At 68.0% G+C, this 19,002-nt stretch carries 8 protein-coding genes and 1 tRNA gene; 7 read left to right on the forward strand and 2 right to left on the reverse strand.

Going from position 1 to position 19,002, the window contains the following annotated elements; genetic code table 11:
- Positions 1-134 precede the first annotated feature (134 nt).
- Complete coding sequence (locus tag ACWF4Z_RS28540; RefSeq protein ID WP_452246238.1) at positions 135-11,420, forward strand: actin cross-linking domain-containing toxin; 11,286 nt, start codon at positions 135-137, stop codon at positions 11,418-11,420.
- Positions 11,417-13,930, forward strand: coding sequence for a right-handed parallel beta-helix repeat-containing protein (locus tag ACWF4Z_RS28545; protein WP_452246239.1), 2,514 nt, complete (start codon positions 11,417-11,419; stop codon positions 13,928-13,930). The genes ACWF4Z_RS28540 and ACWF4Z_RS28545 overlap by 4 nt, the downstream gene beginning before the upstream one ends.
- Positions 13,931-14,538: 608 nt before the next feature.
- Here the strand turns inward: ACWF4Z_RS28545 and upp are convergent.
- Positions 14,539-15,180: a uracil phosphoribosyltransferase gene (gene upp, locus ACWF4Z_RS28550; protein WP_452246240.1), complete on the reverse strand. Its 642-nt coding sequence runs from the start codon at positions 15,178-15,180 to the stop codon at positions 14,539-14,541.
- Between the two features lie 106 nt (positions 15,181-15,286).
- Between upp and ACWF4Z_RS28555 the strand changes: the two genes are divergently transcribed.
- The 5 genes from ACWF4Z_RS28555 (at position 15,287) to ACWF4Z_RS28575 (ending at position 18,204) form a co-directional block, all read left to right on the forward strand.
- The gene (locus tag ACWF4Z_RS28555; protein WP_452246241.1) at positions 15,287-15,451 is read left to right on the forward strand and encodes a hypothetical protein; all 165 of its coding nucleotides are present in this window, start codon (positions 15,287-15,289) and stop codon (positions 15,449-15,451) included.
- Positions 15,452-15,526: 75 nt separating this feature from the next.
- On the forward strand, positions 15,527-16,024 hold the full coding sequence (locus ACWF4Z_RS28560; protein ID WP_452246242.1) for a tRNA adenosine deaminase-associated protein: 498 nt from the start codon (positions 15,527-15,529) through the stop codon (positions 16,022-16,024).
- Positions 16,025-16,055: 31 nt separating this feature from the next.
- Positions 16,056-16,484, forward strand: coding sequence for a nucleoside deaminase (locus ACWF4Z_RS28565; RefSeq protein WP_452246317.1), 429 nt, complete (start codon positions 16,056-16,058; stop codon positions 16,482-16,484).
- A gap of 13 nt (positions 16,485-16,497) precedes the next feature.
- A tRNA-Ser gene (locus ACWF4Z_RS28570) sits at positions 16,498-16,588 on the forward strand.
- A 104-nt stretch (positions 16,589-16,692) separates the two neighbouring features.
- Positions 16,693-18,204, forward strand: a complete 1,512-nt coding sequence (locus ACWF4Z_RS28575) for a potassium/proton antiporter (RefSeq protein WP_452246243.1) — start codon at positions 16,693-16,695, stop codon at positions 18,202-18,204.
- A gap of 210 nt (positions 18,205-18,414) precedes the next feature.
- Here the strand turns inward: ACWF4Z_RS28575 and ACWF4Z_RS28580 are convergent, their stop codons facing one another.
- The gene (locus tag ACWF4Z_RS28580; protein ID WP_452246244.1) at positions 18,415-18,978 is read right to left on the reverse strand and encodes a LytR C-terminal domain-containing protein; all 564 of its coding nucleotides are present in this window, start codon (positions 18,976-18,978) and stop codon (positions 18,415-18,417) included.
- Positions 18,979-19,002 lie beyond the last annotated feature (24 nt).

Below are 19,002 nucleotides of genomic sequence, written 5' to 3' on the forward strand. Positions count from 1 at the left end.
TGACCACGCCAGGGCACCTGGTTCGGTTCATTTCGATCTGAACCCGGAGGGCCGGTCCCGCGTGGTCAGTACGGAGGACCCCTCGGGGCCGCCATGGACGGGGTCAGCTGGGGCACAGGACCGAGGAGGGCTGGATGGGGCGGCCGACCGACTGGGACGCGATCGGACTCGACGCGGACCCGACGCCCGGTGAACCCGCCACCATCGGCGAACTGGCCACGGTCCTGTCGGATCTCGGCGGCAAGGCGCGCAAGATCTCCGACGCGATCAACTCGGTGATGAACACCAACAACGACGCCGTCTTCGTCGGTGCGACCGCGGATGCGCTCCGCGGCAAGGTGGACGGCAAGCTGAAGGACCACATCGAGGACGTGGCCAACGCCTTCGAGACCGCGGGTACCGCCTTGACGGAGTGGCGCGGCGTGGTGGAGGAGCAGCAGCGGATCGCCGACGCCGCGCTGAACGCCGGCCGCGGACTGGCCGAGGACGACCCGGAGCGGGAACACCAGAAGAACCTCGCCAAGCAGGCCGGAACCGACCAGAGCGACAAGGCGTCCGGCTACGCCGCGCGGATCAAGAGCGTCAACATCGACCTCCCGGTCTCGTCCTGCGAGCTCTTCTGGGAAGCGTTCAAGTGGCTGGCGATCATCCTGATCATCCCGGCGCTGATCTTCGGCGGCCCGATCGCGCTGCTGGCGCTCGGGGTCAACCTCGCGCTGTTCATCAAGGCCGTCGTCGACATGGCCAAGGGCGACGGCAGCTTCCTGGACGTGTTCCTGGCCGGCCTGGGACTGATCGCGCCGACCACCAAGGCGCTACCGATCTTCAGCATCATGTCGGGGATCGGCAAGGGCATCAGTTCGATCGTCAAGGGCGTCGCGAACGGCTTCCGGAACGTCTTCACCAAGGACTTCCTGCTGACCGGGCTGACCGGCCTGCGCGGACTGCCGATCGTGGCGACCATCGTCAAGTTCGCCGACACCGGCCTGACGGTGATCAAGAACATCCGGACCTTCCCGATCCAGGTCGTGAACCTGACCACCAACTTCGGCGCGTTCACGCTGAGCGCGATCACCAAGCTGGGCGTTGGCTTCGACAAGCTCACCGTCGCGATCGGCTCGGGACTGAGCGCCGTGGGCCGGGGGATCGGCAAGTTCGTCGTCGGGACCGGCCAGTTCATCGGTACGCACTTCGGCGGCCTGCAGTGGACCCGGATCTTCCTGCCGGTCGCGGCCGACGACCTCCGGGCGTTCCGGGCGATGCCCAACATGACCGAGTTCGAGGCGTTCACGAAGGCGCTGAAGGTCGGCGTGATCGGGCGCGGATTCGCCGGGCAGCACGTGTTCGGCCTGCCCACTAAGCTCCCGGACGAGGTCATCGGCGCGGTCGGCCGCGGGGTCAGCCAGGTCCCGGTCCCGCCGCCGGCCCCGTCGTTCGGCCGGGCCTTCCTCGACCACCTCACCGCGCCCGAGGTGCGGATCCCGGCGATCCACATCAACAACCTGGGCCTGGCCACCGAAGGTGGTTTCAAGGCCGGCAAGATCTTCACCGCGACCGACGAGATCCACATCGATCCAGCCGGGATGACGCCCGACAAGATCGGCTTCAGCGCCGTCCCCGAGACCCACCTGCAGAACGGTCTGCACGTCCCGGAGACCACCGGGCTGGCGGGCAACCTGAAGACCGACCTGCCCGCGATGCACATCGGACAGCCCGCCACGGCCGGCGTCAACGGGATCAAGGGGCTGGTCGACGGCCTGCCGACCACGGGGAACTTCGCCTCGCCTGCTCTGCACGGTGTGACCGGCAACCTCGCGGTCCCGGTGTCACCGACCTTCACTCACGTCGATGCGAGCGTGCACGTGGCGGCGCCGGCGACGAGCAACGTCGGCTCGATGCATATCGCGGCACCGCCCGCGAGCACCGTCAACGACCTGGTCGGTGGCAGCCTGCGGGCCAACGTGCCAGCGATCTCCCCGCACTTCGCGACCTCGATCGGCGACCAGATCACGCACGGCTTCCAGGCCGCCCACGCCTGGAAATCGCTTGATGAGATCGCGCTCGGGCCGGCTCCGGCGCACGTCCCGATGCAGGGTCTCGATTCGCCGATGGTGCAGCACCTGAAGGCGGCCTTCAACCTGCTGGACGGTGGCGCCGCCGACCTCAAGCTAGGTGCTACCGGCAACGTTCACCTCCAGGACGTGAACCTGGCCGGGATGCAGAACCTGGCCACCCCACCACCCGCGCATGTTCAGGCGGTCGCCGTACCGAAGACCGACGTACCTCTCCCGCCGTCGACGTTTCACGGGAAGGGCGACCACGCGTTCGGACCGGGCCAGACCGACGTTGCGTTGCAGGGCTTGGCAGACTTCCCGAACGCGGTCGTCAAGGTCGAACGTTTTCACGGGATGACCACCTTCGACCTGCACGGTGGCGGGCCGAACGGTCGCCTGGATTCGCTCGGCGGCGGCGGGCTGCGGTTCACCGACACCTCGACCGGAGTGACGACGCGGTTCGACAGCACGGGGATGGCGATCGATCAGGGCGTGCGGCTGACGAAGGCCGACGGTATGCCGCGGATCGACGACCGGGTCCTGATCCAGACTCCTGACGGAGGTTTCCGGATCACCGCGCTGGACGGGAGCGCGCTGTCCGACAAGCTCGTCATCCAGCAGCTCGACCACGGCGTGGTCCAGGTGAAGGGCCCGGACGGCGCCCAGTGGCACTACGACGGGCAGGGCAAGCTGCAGACCCCGACCAGCGGCAACATTGGCGATACCGACGTGGCCGGCCACGCCGGTGTGTTCCACAAGCCGGGTGATACCGACGCGATGAACGTCACGACGGATCTGCGCACCGCGGGGCCGCTGCCGGCCGTGAAGCTCGACGAGGTCGTCAACTCGAAGGTGACCGGGCTGGACTCGGCGTCGGTCTTCGACGACTTCGCGAAGTCCTTCGACGCCGCTGCTCTCCAGAAGATCGACGGTATGGACGGTGTCACGGTCCATGTGACGACGAGCGTCGACGGGTTGTCCCGGACCGTTCACGTCGGCAAGCCGGGTTTCACCGACGAGATCGTGATCACGGTCCTGCGCGATCCGAAGGCCAACACGGTCCGGGTGGTCTGGGCGGCCGACGGCGTGCACACGTTCGACCGGACCTTCAACGCGCAGCAGTTCGCGCATCTGTCCTCGGACCTGCGCGCGAACGTGCTGCACGGTCATATCGACCTCGAGTCGATGCCGACGCCCGCGAAGTGGTCCGAGGTCGCAGGCAAGGGCAAGGCGCCGGAAGGGACCGGGTGGGAGAACGACTTCCACCAGATCCGTCAGGCGCAGGCCAACATCGACACCCTGGCCGGCGACGTCGAGGTTCACGGTGGCCGGGTGGACGGGCCGTCCACCGGTCCGTCGATCGGCGACCTGGTGCGTGCCGACCTGCACGGGGCCGAGGCCGAGCTGAGTACGGCGAAGAACACCTTCGAGGCCAAGTGGGGCGCGAACGCCGACGACGTCCAGCTCCACCTGGACGACCTGCTGAATCAATCGCTCAAGGAACGGCCACGACTCCTCGGCGGTGCTCCCGGCCAGTTCCCGATCCCCGAGGGCGGAGCGGCGTTCAAGATCGTTGATGGCGGCAACGTCCATTTCACCGGGGCGAAGGCCGATCAGTTCGAGGGCGTGCTGGACGGGCGGGCGCTGACGATCACCGAGTACGGCGCGGACGGTTCCGCCGTACGAACGTTGTCGTACGAGCTGAATGCCCGTAACTGGCCGGTGCTGAAGCACGACCAGCTCACGCTGACCGGTGGACCGTTCGACGGCGACAAGCTCGACATTCCGATCAGCAACGGACGGCCCGACAGTGTGCGGACGACCGACGACTTCGGCGAGGTGCGGGTCCAGTACGCGAACGACACCTTCAAGGTGCCGTCGAGCCAGGGCGCGATGGTCTACGACCGATCGGGTTCCTTCGTCGGGCTCGGCCCGAGTCTGACCCGGGACCTGCCCGACCTCACACCGCCCGCGCACCTCCAAGGCGAGGACCTGGCCCACTGGGTCGCGCAGGCCGAGATCTCTCGGACCCATCTGACGGCGGCCGACAAGTACACCTTCGTCAGCGAGATGATGGTCAAGATCCGCACGTCCACGTTCACCGGCAAGCGCGGCTTCGGCGGGTACGTCCACCCGGAGCTCGCCACCCAGAACCTGCTTCGCGACGTCCGCGAGTTCAACGACGTCGCCGACAGCCTGCTCACCGACGGACCGGTCGGTACGACGACCGTCTATCGCGGGATGGCGATGGACCCACTCGCGGCGCAGTCGGAACACTTCATCGAACGGTTGCCGATGTCGACCTCGAGCGACTGGAAGTTCCAGCCGCAGTGGGCCGAGGGCGCGGATCCGGCCAAGCGGGTCGTGTTCAAGATCGAGGTTCCGCCCTCACACGGGAAGCTGGCGCTGTCGTATCCGGAGGGCTATCACCCGGTCGGCGGCGAAGGGAAGCCGTTCAACGCGGAGCAGTTCGAGGTGACGTTGTCGCCGTCGATCCTGCAGCGCACCGACGAGCCGATCTTCGAGCGCGACGGGCTGACGGTGATCCCGGTCCGGGCCAACCAGATTCCGGACAACTACCTGGACGACCTGATCAACGAGCGCTGGCCGGGGTTGTCCGCGGAGACGGCGTTCGACGACTTCGCGGGTGCGTTCGAGGTCGCGAAGCTGCAGAAGTTCGACGATTTGCACGATGTCACGGCGATCTCGAAGCTGGACCCGGACGGGCTGACGAACCACATCACGGTCACCAAGCCAGGTTTCGGCAAGGACCTGGAGATCACGGTCACTCACGACGTGGCCGGTGACTCGGTCTCGGTGACGGCGAAGATCGGCGACAGGACGACGTTCGAGCACGGGTGGAGCGGGGAGAGCTTCGCGAACATCGCGACCGACCTGCGAGCCGGGACGCTGCACAACAACGACCTGTTCCTCAAGCTCACACCGACGGAGTGGAAGGCGCAGTCGTTCAACGAGACCTGGGCGATGGATCGGGGCCTGAAGGCCGATGTGGTTCGGCGCCCCGGCGACACCGGGCCGATGGTCGACGCGAAGCTGGAGGACCTCGCGCGGATCCAGCAGACGGAGGCGAACCTCACCAAGGCCTCGCACACCTTCGACCTGCACGGCGGGCGGAACGACGGGCCGAGCTCGGGTCCGGTGGTCGGGGATCAGGTCAAGCTGGACCTGGATTCGGCCAAGGCGGATCTGGAGATCGCGAAGGCCGGGTTCAAGCGCGCGCACGATCTGGACTTCGATGTCGTCAGTGCCGAGGTCAAGAGCGTGCAGAAGCGGCCGAAGCTGGACGGGGCCGGCGATTTCCACGAGGTTCCGGCGGGTGGCGTCTCGTTCAAGGTCGAGAACGGCGAGGTTCAGTTCGCCGGGTCGCGCGCCGAGTCGTTCACCGGGTCTGTGAACGGGCGCGACATCACGGTCACCAAGATCGGCTCGAACGGCGAGACCGTGGCGCGGTGGGACTTCCAGCAGGGCTTCGACCGGCCGAACCTGGTCGGGCAGTCGATCCACCTGACCGACGGTCCGCTGGCCGGAGAGGTCGTCAACCTGCGCGGCGGCGCCGGCCGGATGGACGGCACCCTCGGCGACACCGGCTCGTCGACCCGAGCCCTCGGCGACGACGTCTTCGTCACGACGCCCGACGGCGAGTTCCGGTACGCCCGCGACGGCCAGTTCCAAGGCGCAGCCGCCACCGAACACCTCGCACCACCCCCGCCCGCCGCGCACGTCGAGACGCCGCCGCCCGCTGCGGGGCAGGTTGCGCCGCCGCCACCTCCGCCTCCGCCGCAGCTGATGGTGCCGCCGCCGGCGCCGCGGTTGCCTGCGGCGACTAATGCCGGGCATGCGCCGGGGGCCGTCGTACCTGGCGTCGGCAGGCGGGCGGTGGCGCCTGGGTTCGGGAAGACGTTCGACGGGGTGTCGTTCGGGAGCGAGAGCGAGTTGAGTGGGCTCGTGGTCGCGCTGCGCGAGGGCACGGATCGGGTGTTCGCGTTCGTGAAGCACGTGGACACCGACGCGCCGGTGATCATGATCACCAAGGACATGAGCACCGGCACGTACCGCAACCCGAAGGGAATCGCCGGAGCCGACGGCGGCGCCTGGAAGACGCACACGGTCGAGCTGGTCACGTATCCGTCCCACCTGGACGACATCGCGTCGACCGCCCTGCGGCAGGACGCCACGCAGTTCGTGCTGGATGTCTTCAAGGGCCGGATCGGTACGAACCCGCACGAGCCGCTGGAAGCGATCACCAACGGGAAGTTCGCGCTACAGATCACCAACGAGCGCCACGTCCTCGCCCCCGGCAGCGGCCTCCATCTCGACGAGCCGGGCAGTGTCTCGATGCCGTTGGGCGGCCAGCAGCTGACCGTCGGCGTGAAGGCGACCCAGTTCGGGACTGACGCGACCAACGAACTGCGGCTGCTGCGGGACAACCCCTGGTACAAGCCGGAGTTCCGCACCGACGACGCCCTGCGCAACCTGCCGCCGAACCTGCTCGACGATCCCGCCAAGGTGGAATCGTCGTACACGTATCTGAAGTCGATCATGTCGTTCACCGCGAAGCAGGTGGACAAGCACGGCATCCCGATCGGTGACTTCCCCGGCCGGTCGCCGTTCCCGGGCCTGACCGATCCGGCCGTCAAGAACGAGTGGAGTGTGCTGCCGCGGACGGCGCCGAGCACGATCCTGGACGGCTTGTCGGCCGGCGACCGGGCTCAGGTGCTCAAGCTGCTGCGGGAGACCTCGATCTTCGACGACCCGGCGATCGCCAAGGAGGTCCGCGCGTACATCCTGGGTGGCGGCGAGGTGGCCGGGCACGGCATCAACGACGTCACAATCGCCGGTGAGAGCGCGCTGCTGTTCGAGTTCCGGACCGTGCCGGACGGGCTGAAACACCTGGTGCCGCAGCAGAAAGTCGCGGTCGCGGAGATCAAGGACGCACTCGCCGAGCTCGGTGCGGGCCGAACGGCCGGGGTCGCGAAGATCCAGGACTTCGTCTCCGGTCCGGGTAACCGGGATGCGTTCGCGGACTGGTACCGCGTCGAGTTCCCGAAGGACACCGGCGAGCCACGGCGGTTCGCGGGCTGGAGTACGGACAAGGTCGTCAAGATCGCACCCGCCCAGGCCAAGGCCGAGTGGATCATGACGCACCACCCGGGGATGTGGGACGACATCACCGGCAAGACCGCTCTTGGCATCAACCCGGAGCCGGTCATTGTTCAGATGGTGCACATACAGCCCGAGCGGCAGTTCCCGCTGACCGGGCAGTACGAGCACTTCACCGTGGTCCGACCGAACGCCGGGCGCCCGCAGGTGACCGGACTGGACGCCGGACGCTTCCGCGTGCAGGAGTTGGACGACGGCGGTTTCCGCGTCCTCGGGCCGAACGGCCACATGCAGCGGTACGACGTCAACGGCGTACATGTCGCCGACGGCCGGGTGCTCTCCGACCAGTTCAACGTCCACGGCACCCTGTTCACCGAGCCCGACCCACGCGGTGGCATCCGGCTGGTCGACTTCCAGGGCAAGCCGGTCCCGAACCATCGAGCCGACCTCCTCGGCAACGGCCAAATCCGGATCAGCGACGACTCGATCGGCAGCGTCAGCTGGTACGGCCGCAACGGCATCCAGACCGGGACGGGCATCCGGGTCGCCGATCCGGACCATCTCGGCCAAGTCTTCCTCTACCGCGCGCACGGGATGGAGCCTGGCCTGATCGACGACGCGGGGACGAGGTTGTCCGGCGACGTCACCACGTTCGACGGCGGCTTCCGCGTCACCGAGAACACCGGCATCGCCCGGACCTTCGACGACGCCGGCCTCTACCTGGACCGGCAGATCCCGCTACCGGATCAGCGGATCGTCATCCACGACGCCAACCACAACCTCCTCCTGCACGACCCGGCAGGTGGTACCGGGACTGTCGACCACGTTGCCGGCGGCTACAGAGTCGTTGATGGCGGCAACTATCGGGTGTACGACGGCACCGGGACGTTCCAGGCCCAGGGCCACACCGTCAACCTGCCCGGCGAAACCGGCTTCCTGGAGATCACCGCAACGGGCGCGCGGCGACTGGATGACACCTTCCAGCCCATCCCCGGCCGGGACGTCACCTTCAACGCGGCTACCGGCGAGATCAGGGTCACCAGACCGGGCGGGTACGACGTCTTCAACCTGCAGGGCGGTGTGGTCCGCGAAGTCACGAACCTCGACGGCCACGCGCTCGGCACTGCCGGCGGCCAGGTCACGCGCGAAAACGGTCGCGTCACCTGGACCACGGGCGACGGCAGGGCGATGCCCGCGCCGCACACCGTCACGATCGACGCGGACGGTGGCGTGCGGCTCGAGCTCACCGGGCCGGGGCCGCGGGGTGGCGAGTACCACCAGTTCACCCGGACCGGATCCCTTGCAGAGCAGGGTTTCCCGGTCGTCCAGGGTGGGCGGGCGACGCCGTACACCTATGTTGTCGACCGTTTGAACGGGACCTGGCACCGGGTCGATCGGACGGGTGCGATCGGCACCGGGATCTTCCATCACGGTGGCGTGGATGTGTCGGGTGCGGGCAATGGGCAGATCAAGTTGCTCAGCTCGACCGGCAAGCCGGTGGATGTGTTCGAGCGGCGCTGGCTGCCTGATGGCTCGGTGCTGGACAGCTTCCGGCGTACGGACACCTTGGGCTTCGGGTGGTTCGGTCGCCGGACCGGATGGGCGACGTACGACCAGACGGGTGGTCTGACCGGCTGGGGTACGCGGCATTTCGACAACACCGGGTCGGGGTGGCGCGATGTGGACACTTCCATGCGGACCATCCGTGAGTACCGGGACGGGCTGCAGAAGTACAACGCCGGCACCGGGCATGTGCTGGCGATCAAGCAGGGTGACGGCAACTGGCATTGGTTCCGGTACGACGACCACGGTGGACTGATTGCCCAAGGCAACCGGACGCTTGAGCGCATCGGTGACGGCTGGACCGACACCTTCACGCGTACGGTCGGAACCCGCGTCGAGACCGTGGTCGCGCAGCAGAAGTGGGGCGCCTGGCATCGACCGGAGCTTGCCGACCAGTTCCGCGAGTACACGATGACCCGCGGGATCGACGGCGCGGCGGTCCACGACGGCACATGGCTTCAGTTCGCCCGCCAGGGCAAGGAATCCGGCAGCGCCATGAACGGCGGCAACGAGCTGCTGACCGTGATCCGGCAGGGCGAGCAACGGCCGCCGGTCCTGGTCCGGAACGGACCGCTCTTCGACAATGCCCGTCCGGCCGGGCCGTCGGCGTACCTTCACAGCGACAACAAGTTCCAGCTGTTCAGCTGGAGCAAGGGCGATCAGCACGGCACCCGGTACGTCGGCAACGACGGCGGGCTGGTGGATCTCGATGCAGGAGGCAACTTCGTCCGCGCGTCCGGGACCCTCGGGGACGGCACCAAGATCAAGGTCGGCGACCTCGCGGGTGCACCGCCGGTGGCGCACCCCAGTGGTGGCGTCGGGTGGGAGGCCGGTGCCGATCGTGGGTGGCGGCTGTTCGGCCGCGACGGCTGGCAGGACGTCAAGGACGTGGACGGGAACTGGGTCGTCGTCCGGGAGAGCAAGCCGGGTGGCGTCGTCCGCGAGTACTCGGATCCGTCGATCCAGACGATCTGGAAGGACCGCGACGCGCACGGCAACCTGGTCGGCCATTCGTTCCGGAGCCCCGATCGCGAGGGGGTCTTCATCGAGGCGATCGGCTCGACCACCTCGTCGCGGTGGACCTGGCGCGAGGTCGATCTCAACGGGGTTGCGATCGGCGGTCGTGGCGGCGAGCGGCTCTCGTTCCGGGGGTCCACCGACGACAGGCTCTCGTGGGACGACTCGTTCCGTGATTTCGATGCCGCCGGCAACCTTGTTCGCGACCGGCGGATGCTCGACGGCGGCCGGTACGTCGACTCGTGGTGGACGCCGAACGGCTGGCGCAGCGGCGAGTTCGACAAGTTCGGGAACCCGGTGGCCGGGTCGGTGCACCTGGAACGGATGTGGAGCACGGGCACGGGTGGCTGGCGACCCGATTGGGTCAGGGGCGCGGACTACAGTCGCGACCTGATGCCGGGGGTCGACGGCGCGGCCGCACAGGTGGTGCGTGAAACGCCGCTGCACCTGGATGGGCCGGTCCGGATTCGTGAGTACCAGCTGGAGAACGGGATCACGCAGCTCGGACGGTGGAAGGAGTTCGACCACGGCACCGTCGTACGGGAGCGGATGCAGTTCGGGGACAACTTCCTCGAGTCCGACGCGTGGCACGGGCAGTGGAAGCTGTACGACCGGGACGGGAATCTGCTCGGTGAGCGGGCCGACAACGGTCTGGTCTTCGAGTTGCAGGGCGGGCAGCTGCGGCTGACCGGTAACGAGTACGACTTCCGGGGCGCCCTGAGCGAGGTCCGTGGCTGGGGCCGGCGGGTGCGGGAGCCGCAGCGGATGCCGTGGCTGACCCAGTCCGACTGGACCCTCAACGGCAACCTGGTCACCCCGCCCGGCGGCGCGGCGTTCCGGGAGGCACGGTACGCGCCGGGGTCCAGGTTGATCTGGCAGAAGGCGCTGATCGAGTTCGGCCAGGAGTTCGTGCTCGAGTTCACCGCGAACCTGATCGTCAACGCGATCGTCGCGGCCGCGCAGAACCGGCCGTTCACCGGCAAGGACGCGCTGAAGGCGCTCATGAACGCCGCCGTCAGCGGGGCGATCAAGACCGGCGTCTCCACGGCGTTGCTCGAGACCAAGCTCGGCGGCGAACTGCGCAACCTCAAGCTGGGGCTCGCCAACGTCGACGGCGGTAAGCACTTCAACCGGCGGCCGATCAACAACGACAGGACCTGGTCCAACGAGTGGGCCGGCAACGAAGCTGCGCTGCGTTGGCGCGGCGGCGTCTTCGACTACGGCTTCAACCTGGGTTCGTCCGTACTGGGCGGCTTCGTCAACGGCACGATGAACGCGGCGATCTTCGGGGTCACCAACGCCGATGGGAAGACGGTCAAGCTGTCGGGCTGGGATGCGGTCGGCGACGGCGCGATCAACGCGGTGGCCTCGTTGACGACCGGTGTGAGCACCGGCCTGGTGAAGAACCTGACCACCGGATTCGGCGGGTCGCGGTTCTTCCACCGCCAGGGCGTCGGCGACTTCTTCGTGCAGATTCCGTTCAAGATGTTCGAGAAGTCGATCCAGGGGATCTTCCTGACCAACGCCTACCGGGCCTCGATCAACCCGTCGTGGTACCAGTCGCCCACCTCGAACCTGGTGCTTCCGGGCAGTGTTACGGTGCCGCAGACGATGACGACGAACTCCGGCTTGTGGGTACCACCGGGCGTGCAAGGAGCAGAGTGACCAACCGCTACGTCGCCCCCAAAGGGCGGGGAACCTTCCGCCGGATCTCCGAGGCGCTGCGGGCCGCCGCGCCTGGTGACGTGATTGTCGTGAGCCCCGGCGAGTACGTCGAACAGCTCCGGCTGGATCGGTCGGTGATCGTGATGGCCGAACAGGGCCAGGGCAGCGTGACGCTGACCGGCGTACCCGGGGAACCGACGGTGGTTGCCGAGGGCCTCGAATGTTCGCTGCGTGGACTGGCGATCCGGACCAGCGGTGAGGACAGCGGGAACACCCCGGCGATCGGGGTCGCGCCCGGTGCCGGTCTCCTGCTCGACGACTGTGTCGTGAGCGGCGGGCGGATCCATGCCCGCGGCAACGAAGGTACCGAGCAGGGCTCCGACCTGACCGGGTACGGCGTGACCACGCTGATGCTCAATCGGTCTCGGGTGGAGAAGGGGCGACTGGCCGCCGTACATCTGTCCGGGCGGGTTCGGGCCAAGGCCGACGACACCGTGATCGAGTCGATCGACGGGATCGGGGTGGTGCTGTCGGGCACTGCGTTTCTGGAGGCATCGCGGCTGCGGCTGACGGGGGTCTCCGGGTACGGATTCCGGTTGCGGGGTTCGAGTCGGCTTGATGCGACTGATGGGGTGATTCGGCAGACCGGGATGGCGGGGGTCCTGCTCGAAGACGGGTCGACGGCCGGGTTGATCGACGTACGGATCGACGAGTCTGGCGGCCCTGGGGTGCATGCGGCCGGGACAGCGCGTGGTGAGTTGATGGATTGCCGGGTGCGGAATGCGCGGGCCAGTGGGCTGGTGGTCCAGGATCAGGCCGAGCTGGTGGCGGCCGGGTGCACGGTTGCTGATGCGGGCGCTAACGCCTTGTTGGTCACGGATTCCGCGACTGCAACACTGACGGACAGTCGCCTCGATCGGCCGTCGTACAGCGCTGTGCATTTGACTGGTACGGCGGTTGCACGGCTGACGGACTGTCTCGTCCGCGAAGGCGCGGAGCACGGCGTGCACGCGACCGCGTCGTCGCGAGTTGAGCTGACCAGGTGCGGGATCAACGATGTCGGCCTGACCGGACTGTCGGTGATCGACGCGGCCACGACGGAGGCGGAAGACTGCCGGATCGTCGGCGGTGAGACCGGCCTGCACCTCGAATCCACGGCGGCGACAGGCTTCCGGTCGTCCTCGGTCCGCGGAACCGGGGCCACCGGCATCGAGTTGGCGGGCGCGGGCCTGGTCAGCATCGACGCGGTTCGGGTCAGCGACGCGAAGGCGGCGGGGATCGTGGTCGGCGCCGGTGCGGCGGCGGACATCGCTGCGTCGACGATCGAGGACTGCGCCGGGACGGGCCTGGTGGTGTGGTCGGGCGCGACGCCGACCGTGCGGGCGTTGCGGGTGGCGTCGGTTGCCAAGAACGGGATCTTCCTGGCTGAGAAGGCTGGGGGTAGTTACGCCGACTGTGACGTCACGGGCACGAAGTTCCCGGCGTTGCATTTGAGCAAGGGGTCCGCGCCGGTCTTCCAGCACCTGCGGATTCGGGAGTGCGTTGAGGCGGTCGGGCAGGAGGACGGGGCGAGTCCGGTCTTCGAGGACTGCACGGTCGACGGCGTACCGATGGTTGACGAGACGCCACTCGCGGCCGCCGCCGGCATGGCTTCCATCACCCCGATCGGGGCTTTGGCCGAGAGCATGCCGCCGGACGACGAGACGCTCGAGGACGTGCTGGCCGAGCTCGACGACCAGATCGGCCTGGATCGGGTCAAGCGCGATGTCCAGTCGATGGTGAAGCTGATGCAGGCCGTCCGGATGCGGCAGGAGGCCGGTCTCCCGGCGCCGCCGCTGTCGCGGCACCTGGTTTTCGCGGGCAACCCTGGGACGGGTAAGACCACGGTGGCTCGGTTGTACGGGCGGGTGCTGAAGGCGCTTGGGTTGCTGCGGCGCGGTCACCTGGTGGAGGTCGACCGTACGTCGCTGGTCGGCGAGTACGTCGGTCACACCGGGCCGAAGACGACCGCGGCGGTCACCCAGGCCATGGGTGGGGTGCTGTTCATCGACGAGGCGTACTCGCTGTCACCCGTTGGCATCGGCAACGACTTCGGTGCCGAGGCGATTGCCACGCTGGTCAAGATGATGGAGGACAACCGCGAGGACCTGGTCGTGATCGTGGCCGGGTACGTGCAGGACATGTCGCGGTTCATCGGGTCCAACCCCGGGTTGTCGTCCCGTTTCACCCGGACGCTGATGTTCGACGACTACACGGCCGCCGAACTGGTCGCCATCGTCGAACTCCAGGCCCGCGAACACCAGTACGAGCTCAGCCCCGACGCCCACCGAGCCTTGTCCACCCTGTTCGAGCAACTCCCCCGCGGCGAGGGCTTCGGCAACGGCCGCTCAGCCCGCCAAATCTTCCAAGCCATGACCGAACGCCAAGCCCACCGCCTAGCCGAACTAACCACCCCCACCCCCGCCCAACTAGTCTCCCTGGAATCCGCCGACCTCCCCACCACCGTCTAGCAAACAGCCAGCCAGGGGAGGATCTCTTCCCAATCCGGGCTAAACATCCTCCCAACCCCCTTCCCCACAAGGCGAATCCCGCCACCGACCACGAACCCGACCCCGGCGGCCTCCATTTCATGAGTTATCCCACGAGATGGTTGGTTCTCCCGTGAAATCCCGACGGGAGAACGGTCAATCTCATGGGATATCCCTCGCCGTGACCCGCATGCCACCACACCCGTCCCACCACCCTCACACCGATCCGCCGCCGTGTTCACACCTCGGCGCGCGACCACTCGGGTGAGCGGCTCCGGGATAGCTGCGTCCTTCCCTGGTCGGGGTGGTGTGGGTCAAGGGTCGAAGATCGCGCAGCGACGCCGAAGGCGCCCTTGAGGCACGCCAGCTCGACTGGCACGATCAAGCAGCCCGGAGACCGCGCAACCACATCCTCTGCGCGCAAACGAGATGAGCGCGGATCTGCAGTTCGCGCGCCCGCCGAAGGCGGCAACAGATCAGCCGCGCAGCGGTGTCCGAGGTGTTTGCGACACCAACTCGCTTTACTGCGCTACGCCGTACAGGCGGTCGCCGGCGTCGCCTCCTCTTACTTCAGCTTTCTGTTCTTTCCTTCATTGCGCTACGCCGTACAACCTGTCGCCGGCGTCGCCTAGGCCGGGGACTATGTAGCCTTTTTCGTTGAGGTGGGAGTCGAGGCCGGCGATGACCAGGTTGCAGGGGACGTCCAGGTTTGCGAGCTCCGCCTCGATGCGGGCGACGCCTTCGGGGGCGGCGAGCAGGCAGATCGCGGTGATGTGGTCGGCACCGCGGTCGACCAGGAACTGGATCGCCACGGACAGCGTGCCGCCGGTTGCGAGCATCGGGTCGAGTACGTAGCACTGGCGGCCGGACAGGTCCTCCGGCAGGCGTTCGGCGTACGTCGACGCCGCGAGGGTCTCCTCGTTCCGGATCATGCCGAGGAAGCCGACCTCTGCCGTCGGGAGCAGCCGCGACATCCCTTCCAGCATGCCGAGTCCGGCGCGCAGGATCGGAACGACCAAGGGCTTCGGGGCGGTCAGCTTGACGCCCTGCGCCTCAGCGACCGGGGTCTGGACGGTGACCGGTCCGGTGCGGACGTCCCGGGTCGCCTCGTAGGCGAGCAGCGTGACGAGCTCCTCGGTCAGTCGCCGGAACGTCGGCGAATCCGTCTGCTCGTCCCGCAGCGCGGTGAGCTTGTGGGCGACGAGCGGATGGTCCACGACGAGGATCTGCATAAGTCCGAACGGTACCGGTCGGCGATTCGGCGCGGGAAACCTCGCGCGCTGTCAGACTCGAAAGTGCATTGGATTCTGCCTGCCTCGCCCCCAGGGAGTCGACCCGATGACCGACGCCAAGAGCCCTGAGCAACTAGATCGTCTGCGCCGCCGAGCGGCCTTCCTGCGCGAGCGCGAGGAGGTCCGCGCCCTCCGCGACCGGATCGCGCCGCGCCGGGCCAGGGTGCGGCAACTCCGGGAGGCGATGCGGAGAGCGACGTACCATCACTGACCGTTGGTGGATCTGATACCACGTCGAGATCGCAGAAACCTCCCGTGTACGGCGGGAGTCTGCGACGATGAACCGGTGTCTGATGCCACGGCTGGGCCGATGACCACCGATCTCGACTTCGCGGTCGCCGCTTACACCGAAGACGGGGTCTGGACCGTCACACCGCTGGTGCTGCGCGGTGAGCCCGATCTGTCCACGCTGGTGTCGGCACTGCGGCGGTACCCCGGTGAGGCCGGCGTCCTGGGGATGATCTCGGTCGACGAGGACTTCTTCGTCCTGGTCCGCGTGCTCGGCGGCCGGGCGCGACTGCTCATCTCCGACGTGACCGCGGCGACCGAGTGGCCGCTGGCCCGGCAGGTCGTCGACGAGCTCGACATCCCGCTCGCCGAGGACGACGACGAACAGGTCCCGGCCGGCGACCTCGCGATCCTCGCCGATCTCGGCCTGAGCGCGATGGACCTCGGCGCGCTGTGCGACGACGTCGACCTCTACCCGGAGGAGATGCTCGAGGAGATCGCCGAGACGCTCGGGTTCGGCAACCAGTTCCATGAGGCGATCGAAGCTCTTGGTTAGTCCGGCTCTGACGCGCGAGTTCGCGCGGCTGATGCGCCTCGCCTTGGACGAGGGCGAGAAGGCGCTGCCCGACGTACCGATCGGGGCGATCGTCGTCGACGCCGCCGGCGAGGTGATCGGGCGCGGCCACAACGAGCGTGAGCTGACCGGGGACCCGACCGCGCACGCGGAGGTTCTGGCGATCCGGGCGGCCGCCCGGCACGTGGGTGAGTGGCGGCTGACCGGCTGCACGCTGATCGTCACGTTGGAGCCCTGCACGATGTGCGCCGGCGCGATTGTGCTGTCCAGGCTGGAGCGGCTGATCTTCGCGGCGTACGACGAGAAGGCGGGCGCGGTCGGGTCGTTGTGGGACGTCGTCCGCGATCGGCGGTTGAACCACCGGCCCGAGGTCGTGGGTGGAGTGATGGCCGACGAGGCGGGTGCGCGGCTGCGCGATTTCTTCATTCGTCATCGACCTTGATATTGTCCTCGGCGGTGGCGTGTCCGAGCGGCCGAAGGAGCGCGCCTCGAAAGCGCGTGACGGGCAACCCCCGTCCGAGGGTTCAAATCCCTCCGCCACCGCCAAAAACCGCCCCTCGGGGTGGAAGAGATCCGGAAACCCTGATGCTGTGTGATGCGTCAGGGTTTTCGTCTCTCTGGACCCTTGCTCGCGACGAGAGGGCCCCACCATGGACGTGACGGAGCTTGATCGGATCCTGCTGGCCGGAGCCGCGGTGTTGCTGGTCGCTGTGGTGGCCGTGCGGCTGTCGGGGCGTCTCGGGCTGCCCTCGCTGCTGATCTACCTCGGGATGGGGCTCGTGCTCGGCGAGTCGGGGCCGGGGCACATCCATTTCGAGGACGCGCAGCTGGCGCATGCGCTCGGGTTCGCCGCGCTGGTGGTGATCCTGACCGAGGGCGGTCTCACCACCAGGTGGAACGAAGTACGTCCCGTCATGCCGCTGGGCGTCGTACTGGCCACCGTCGGGGTCGCGGTCAGCGTTGGTGTGGTGGCGTGTGTGGCGCACTACATCCTGGGGTTGGACTGGCAGATCTCCGTGCTGCTGGGGGCGGTGACGTCGCCGACGGACGCGGCCGCGGTGTTCTCGGTGCTTCGGCGGGTCCCGGTCAGACCACGGTTGCGGGGTGCGCTCGAGGCGGAGTCCGGGCTGAACGACGCGCCGACCGTGCTGCTGGTCACGCTGGTCAGCACCGGCGAGGTCGGCGAGAAGGGCCTGCTGTACTTCTCCGGCCTGGTGCTCTACGAGCTCGTGGTGGGCGCGCTGTTCGGGCTCGTGATCGGCTGGCTCAGCGTCGGCCTGATCCGCCGGATGGCGCTCGGCTCGGCCGGCCTGTACCCGCTCGCGGTCCTGTCGCTGGCGATCATTTCGTACGCCGGAGGCTCGGTCCTGCTGCACGTGTCCGGGTTCGCGGCCGTCTACGTGACGTCGTTGGTGCTCGGACGGGCCGAGCTACCGCATCGAGTCGCGACCCGGTCGTTCGTGGACGGGATCGCGTGGCTCGCGCAGATCGGATTGTTCGTGATGCTCGGGCTGCTCGCGTCGCCGGGGCGGTTCCGGCTGAACGACGTACTGGTCGCTCTCGTGATCGGGATCGCGGTCACGGTCGTTGGGCGGTTCGCGTCGGTCGCGCTGTCGGCGGCGCCGTTCCGGCTGCCCTGGAACGAGCAGACCTTCATCGCCTGGGCCGGGCTGAGGGGTGCGGTGCCGATCGTGCTCGCGACCATCCCGCTCGCCGAGGGCGTGCCGCAGGCCGACCGGATCTTCGACGTGGTCTTCGTGCTCGTCCTGCTCTTCACGCTGCTCCAAGGCCCATCCCTGCCCTGGCTTGCGCGCCGGCTCAAGGTCCTCGACGAGAACGCCGCTCACGAGGTCGACATCGACGTGGCGCCGCTCGAATCCCTGGGCGCGGACATGCTCCAGGTCCACGTCCCCAGCGAGTCCCGCCTGGCCGGCGTCGAGATCGCCGAGCTCCGCCTCCCGGCGGGCGTGTCGGTCTCTCTCGTCATCCGCGGCGACCGAGCCTTCGTCCCCGACCGCCGAACCGTCCTCCGTGCCGGCGACTCACTCCTGGTCGTCGCCCCCAGCCCCCTCCGCGAACCCACAGTCCGACGTCTCCGAGCCGTCTCCCGAGCCGGCCGCCTAGCCGGCTGGTTCGGCGAACGAGGCCGCGAACAGCTCTGAACCAGGTTTGCCGGAGGGTGAGTTCTGAACTACCTCACGGCCGCCCAAGCGCCGCGACTCCGCGCTGCAGCAGCCCATTCCTGAAGTCCCATTTGCCTGGCATACCCACTAAATCGGGGGTTCCGGACCCGTTATCAGGGTCACGAACCCCCGATTTGATGGGTAGACCAGGCAATTTGCTCGTCTGTCAGGACCCAGCAACCTGTCTGGCTAGTTGGGGTTTTGGCCCTTGGGGATGGGTTGGGTGGGGTGGACCACGGGGAGGCAGACGAGGGTGTTGGCGGGGACGGCTACCGAGGGGGCGCCTTTGCGGCGGACCGAGGTGAAGCCGGCGCCGATGACGAGGTCCACGGTGTGGTCGGTGCGGCCGTCGCCTACCGTCAGGGCCTTTTGGTTCAGCTGGCCGGCGATGAGCAGGAGCTCGGGGGAGTTGTCGGCGCTGCCGCGGACCGAGACGATGTCGATCTTGTCGCCGTTGGGCTCGGTCGAGACCTTGCGGATGTTGAACCCGCGCTGCTTCAGCGCCTCCGCGACCCGGGCCGCCGAGCCGGCCTTGGCGCCGCCGTTGTAGACGTTCACCACGACGTTCTTCGGCAGGAGTCGGTTGTTCGGCAGCTTCTGCTCGACGCAGGTCGGCTCGGCGCTGCTGTCGATCAGGGACTTCCAGCCCCACCAGCCACCGCCGACCAGGATCGCCAGCAGGATCACCATCGTGATCGGCGTACGCCACTGGATCCGCGAGTGCGGCCGCGGCTGCGGATGGATCGCGGTCATCGGCTCAACCCCCCGTGAGCAAGC

The sequence above is a fragment of the Kribbella sp. NPDC055071 genome (genome assembly GCF_053608045.1).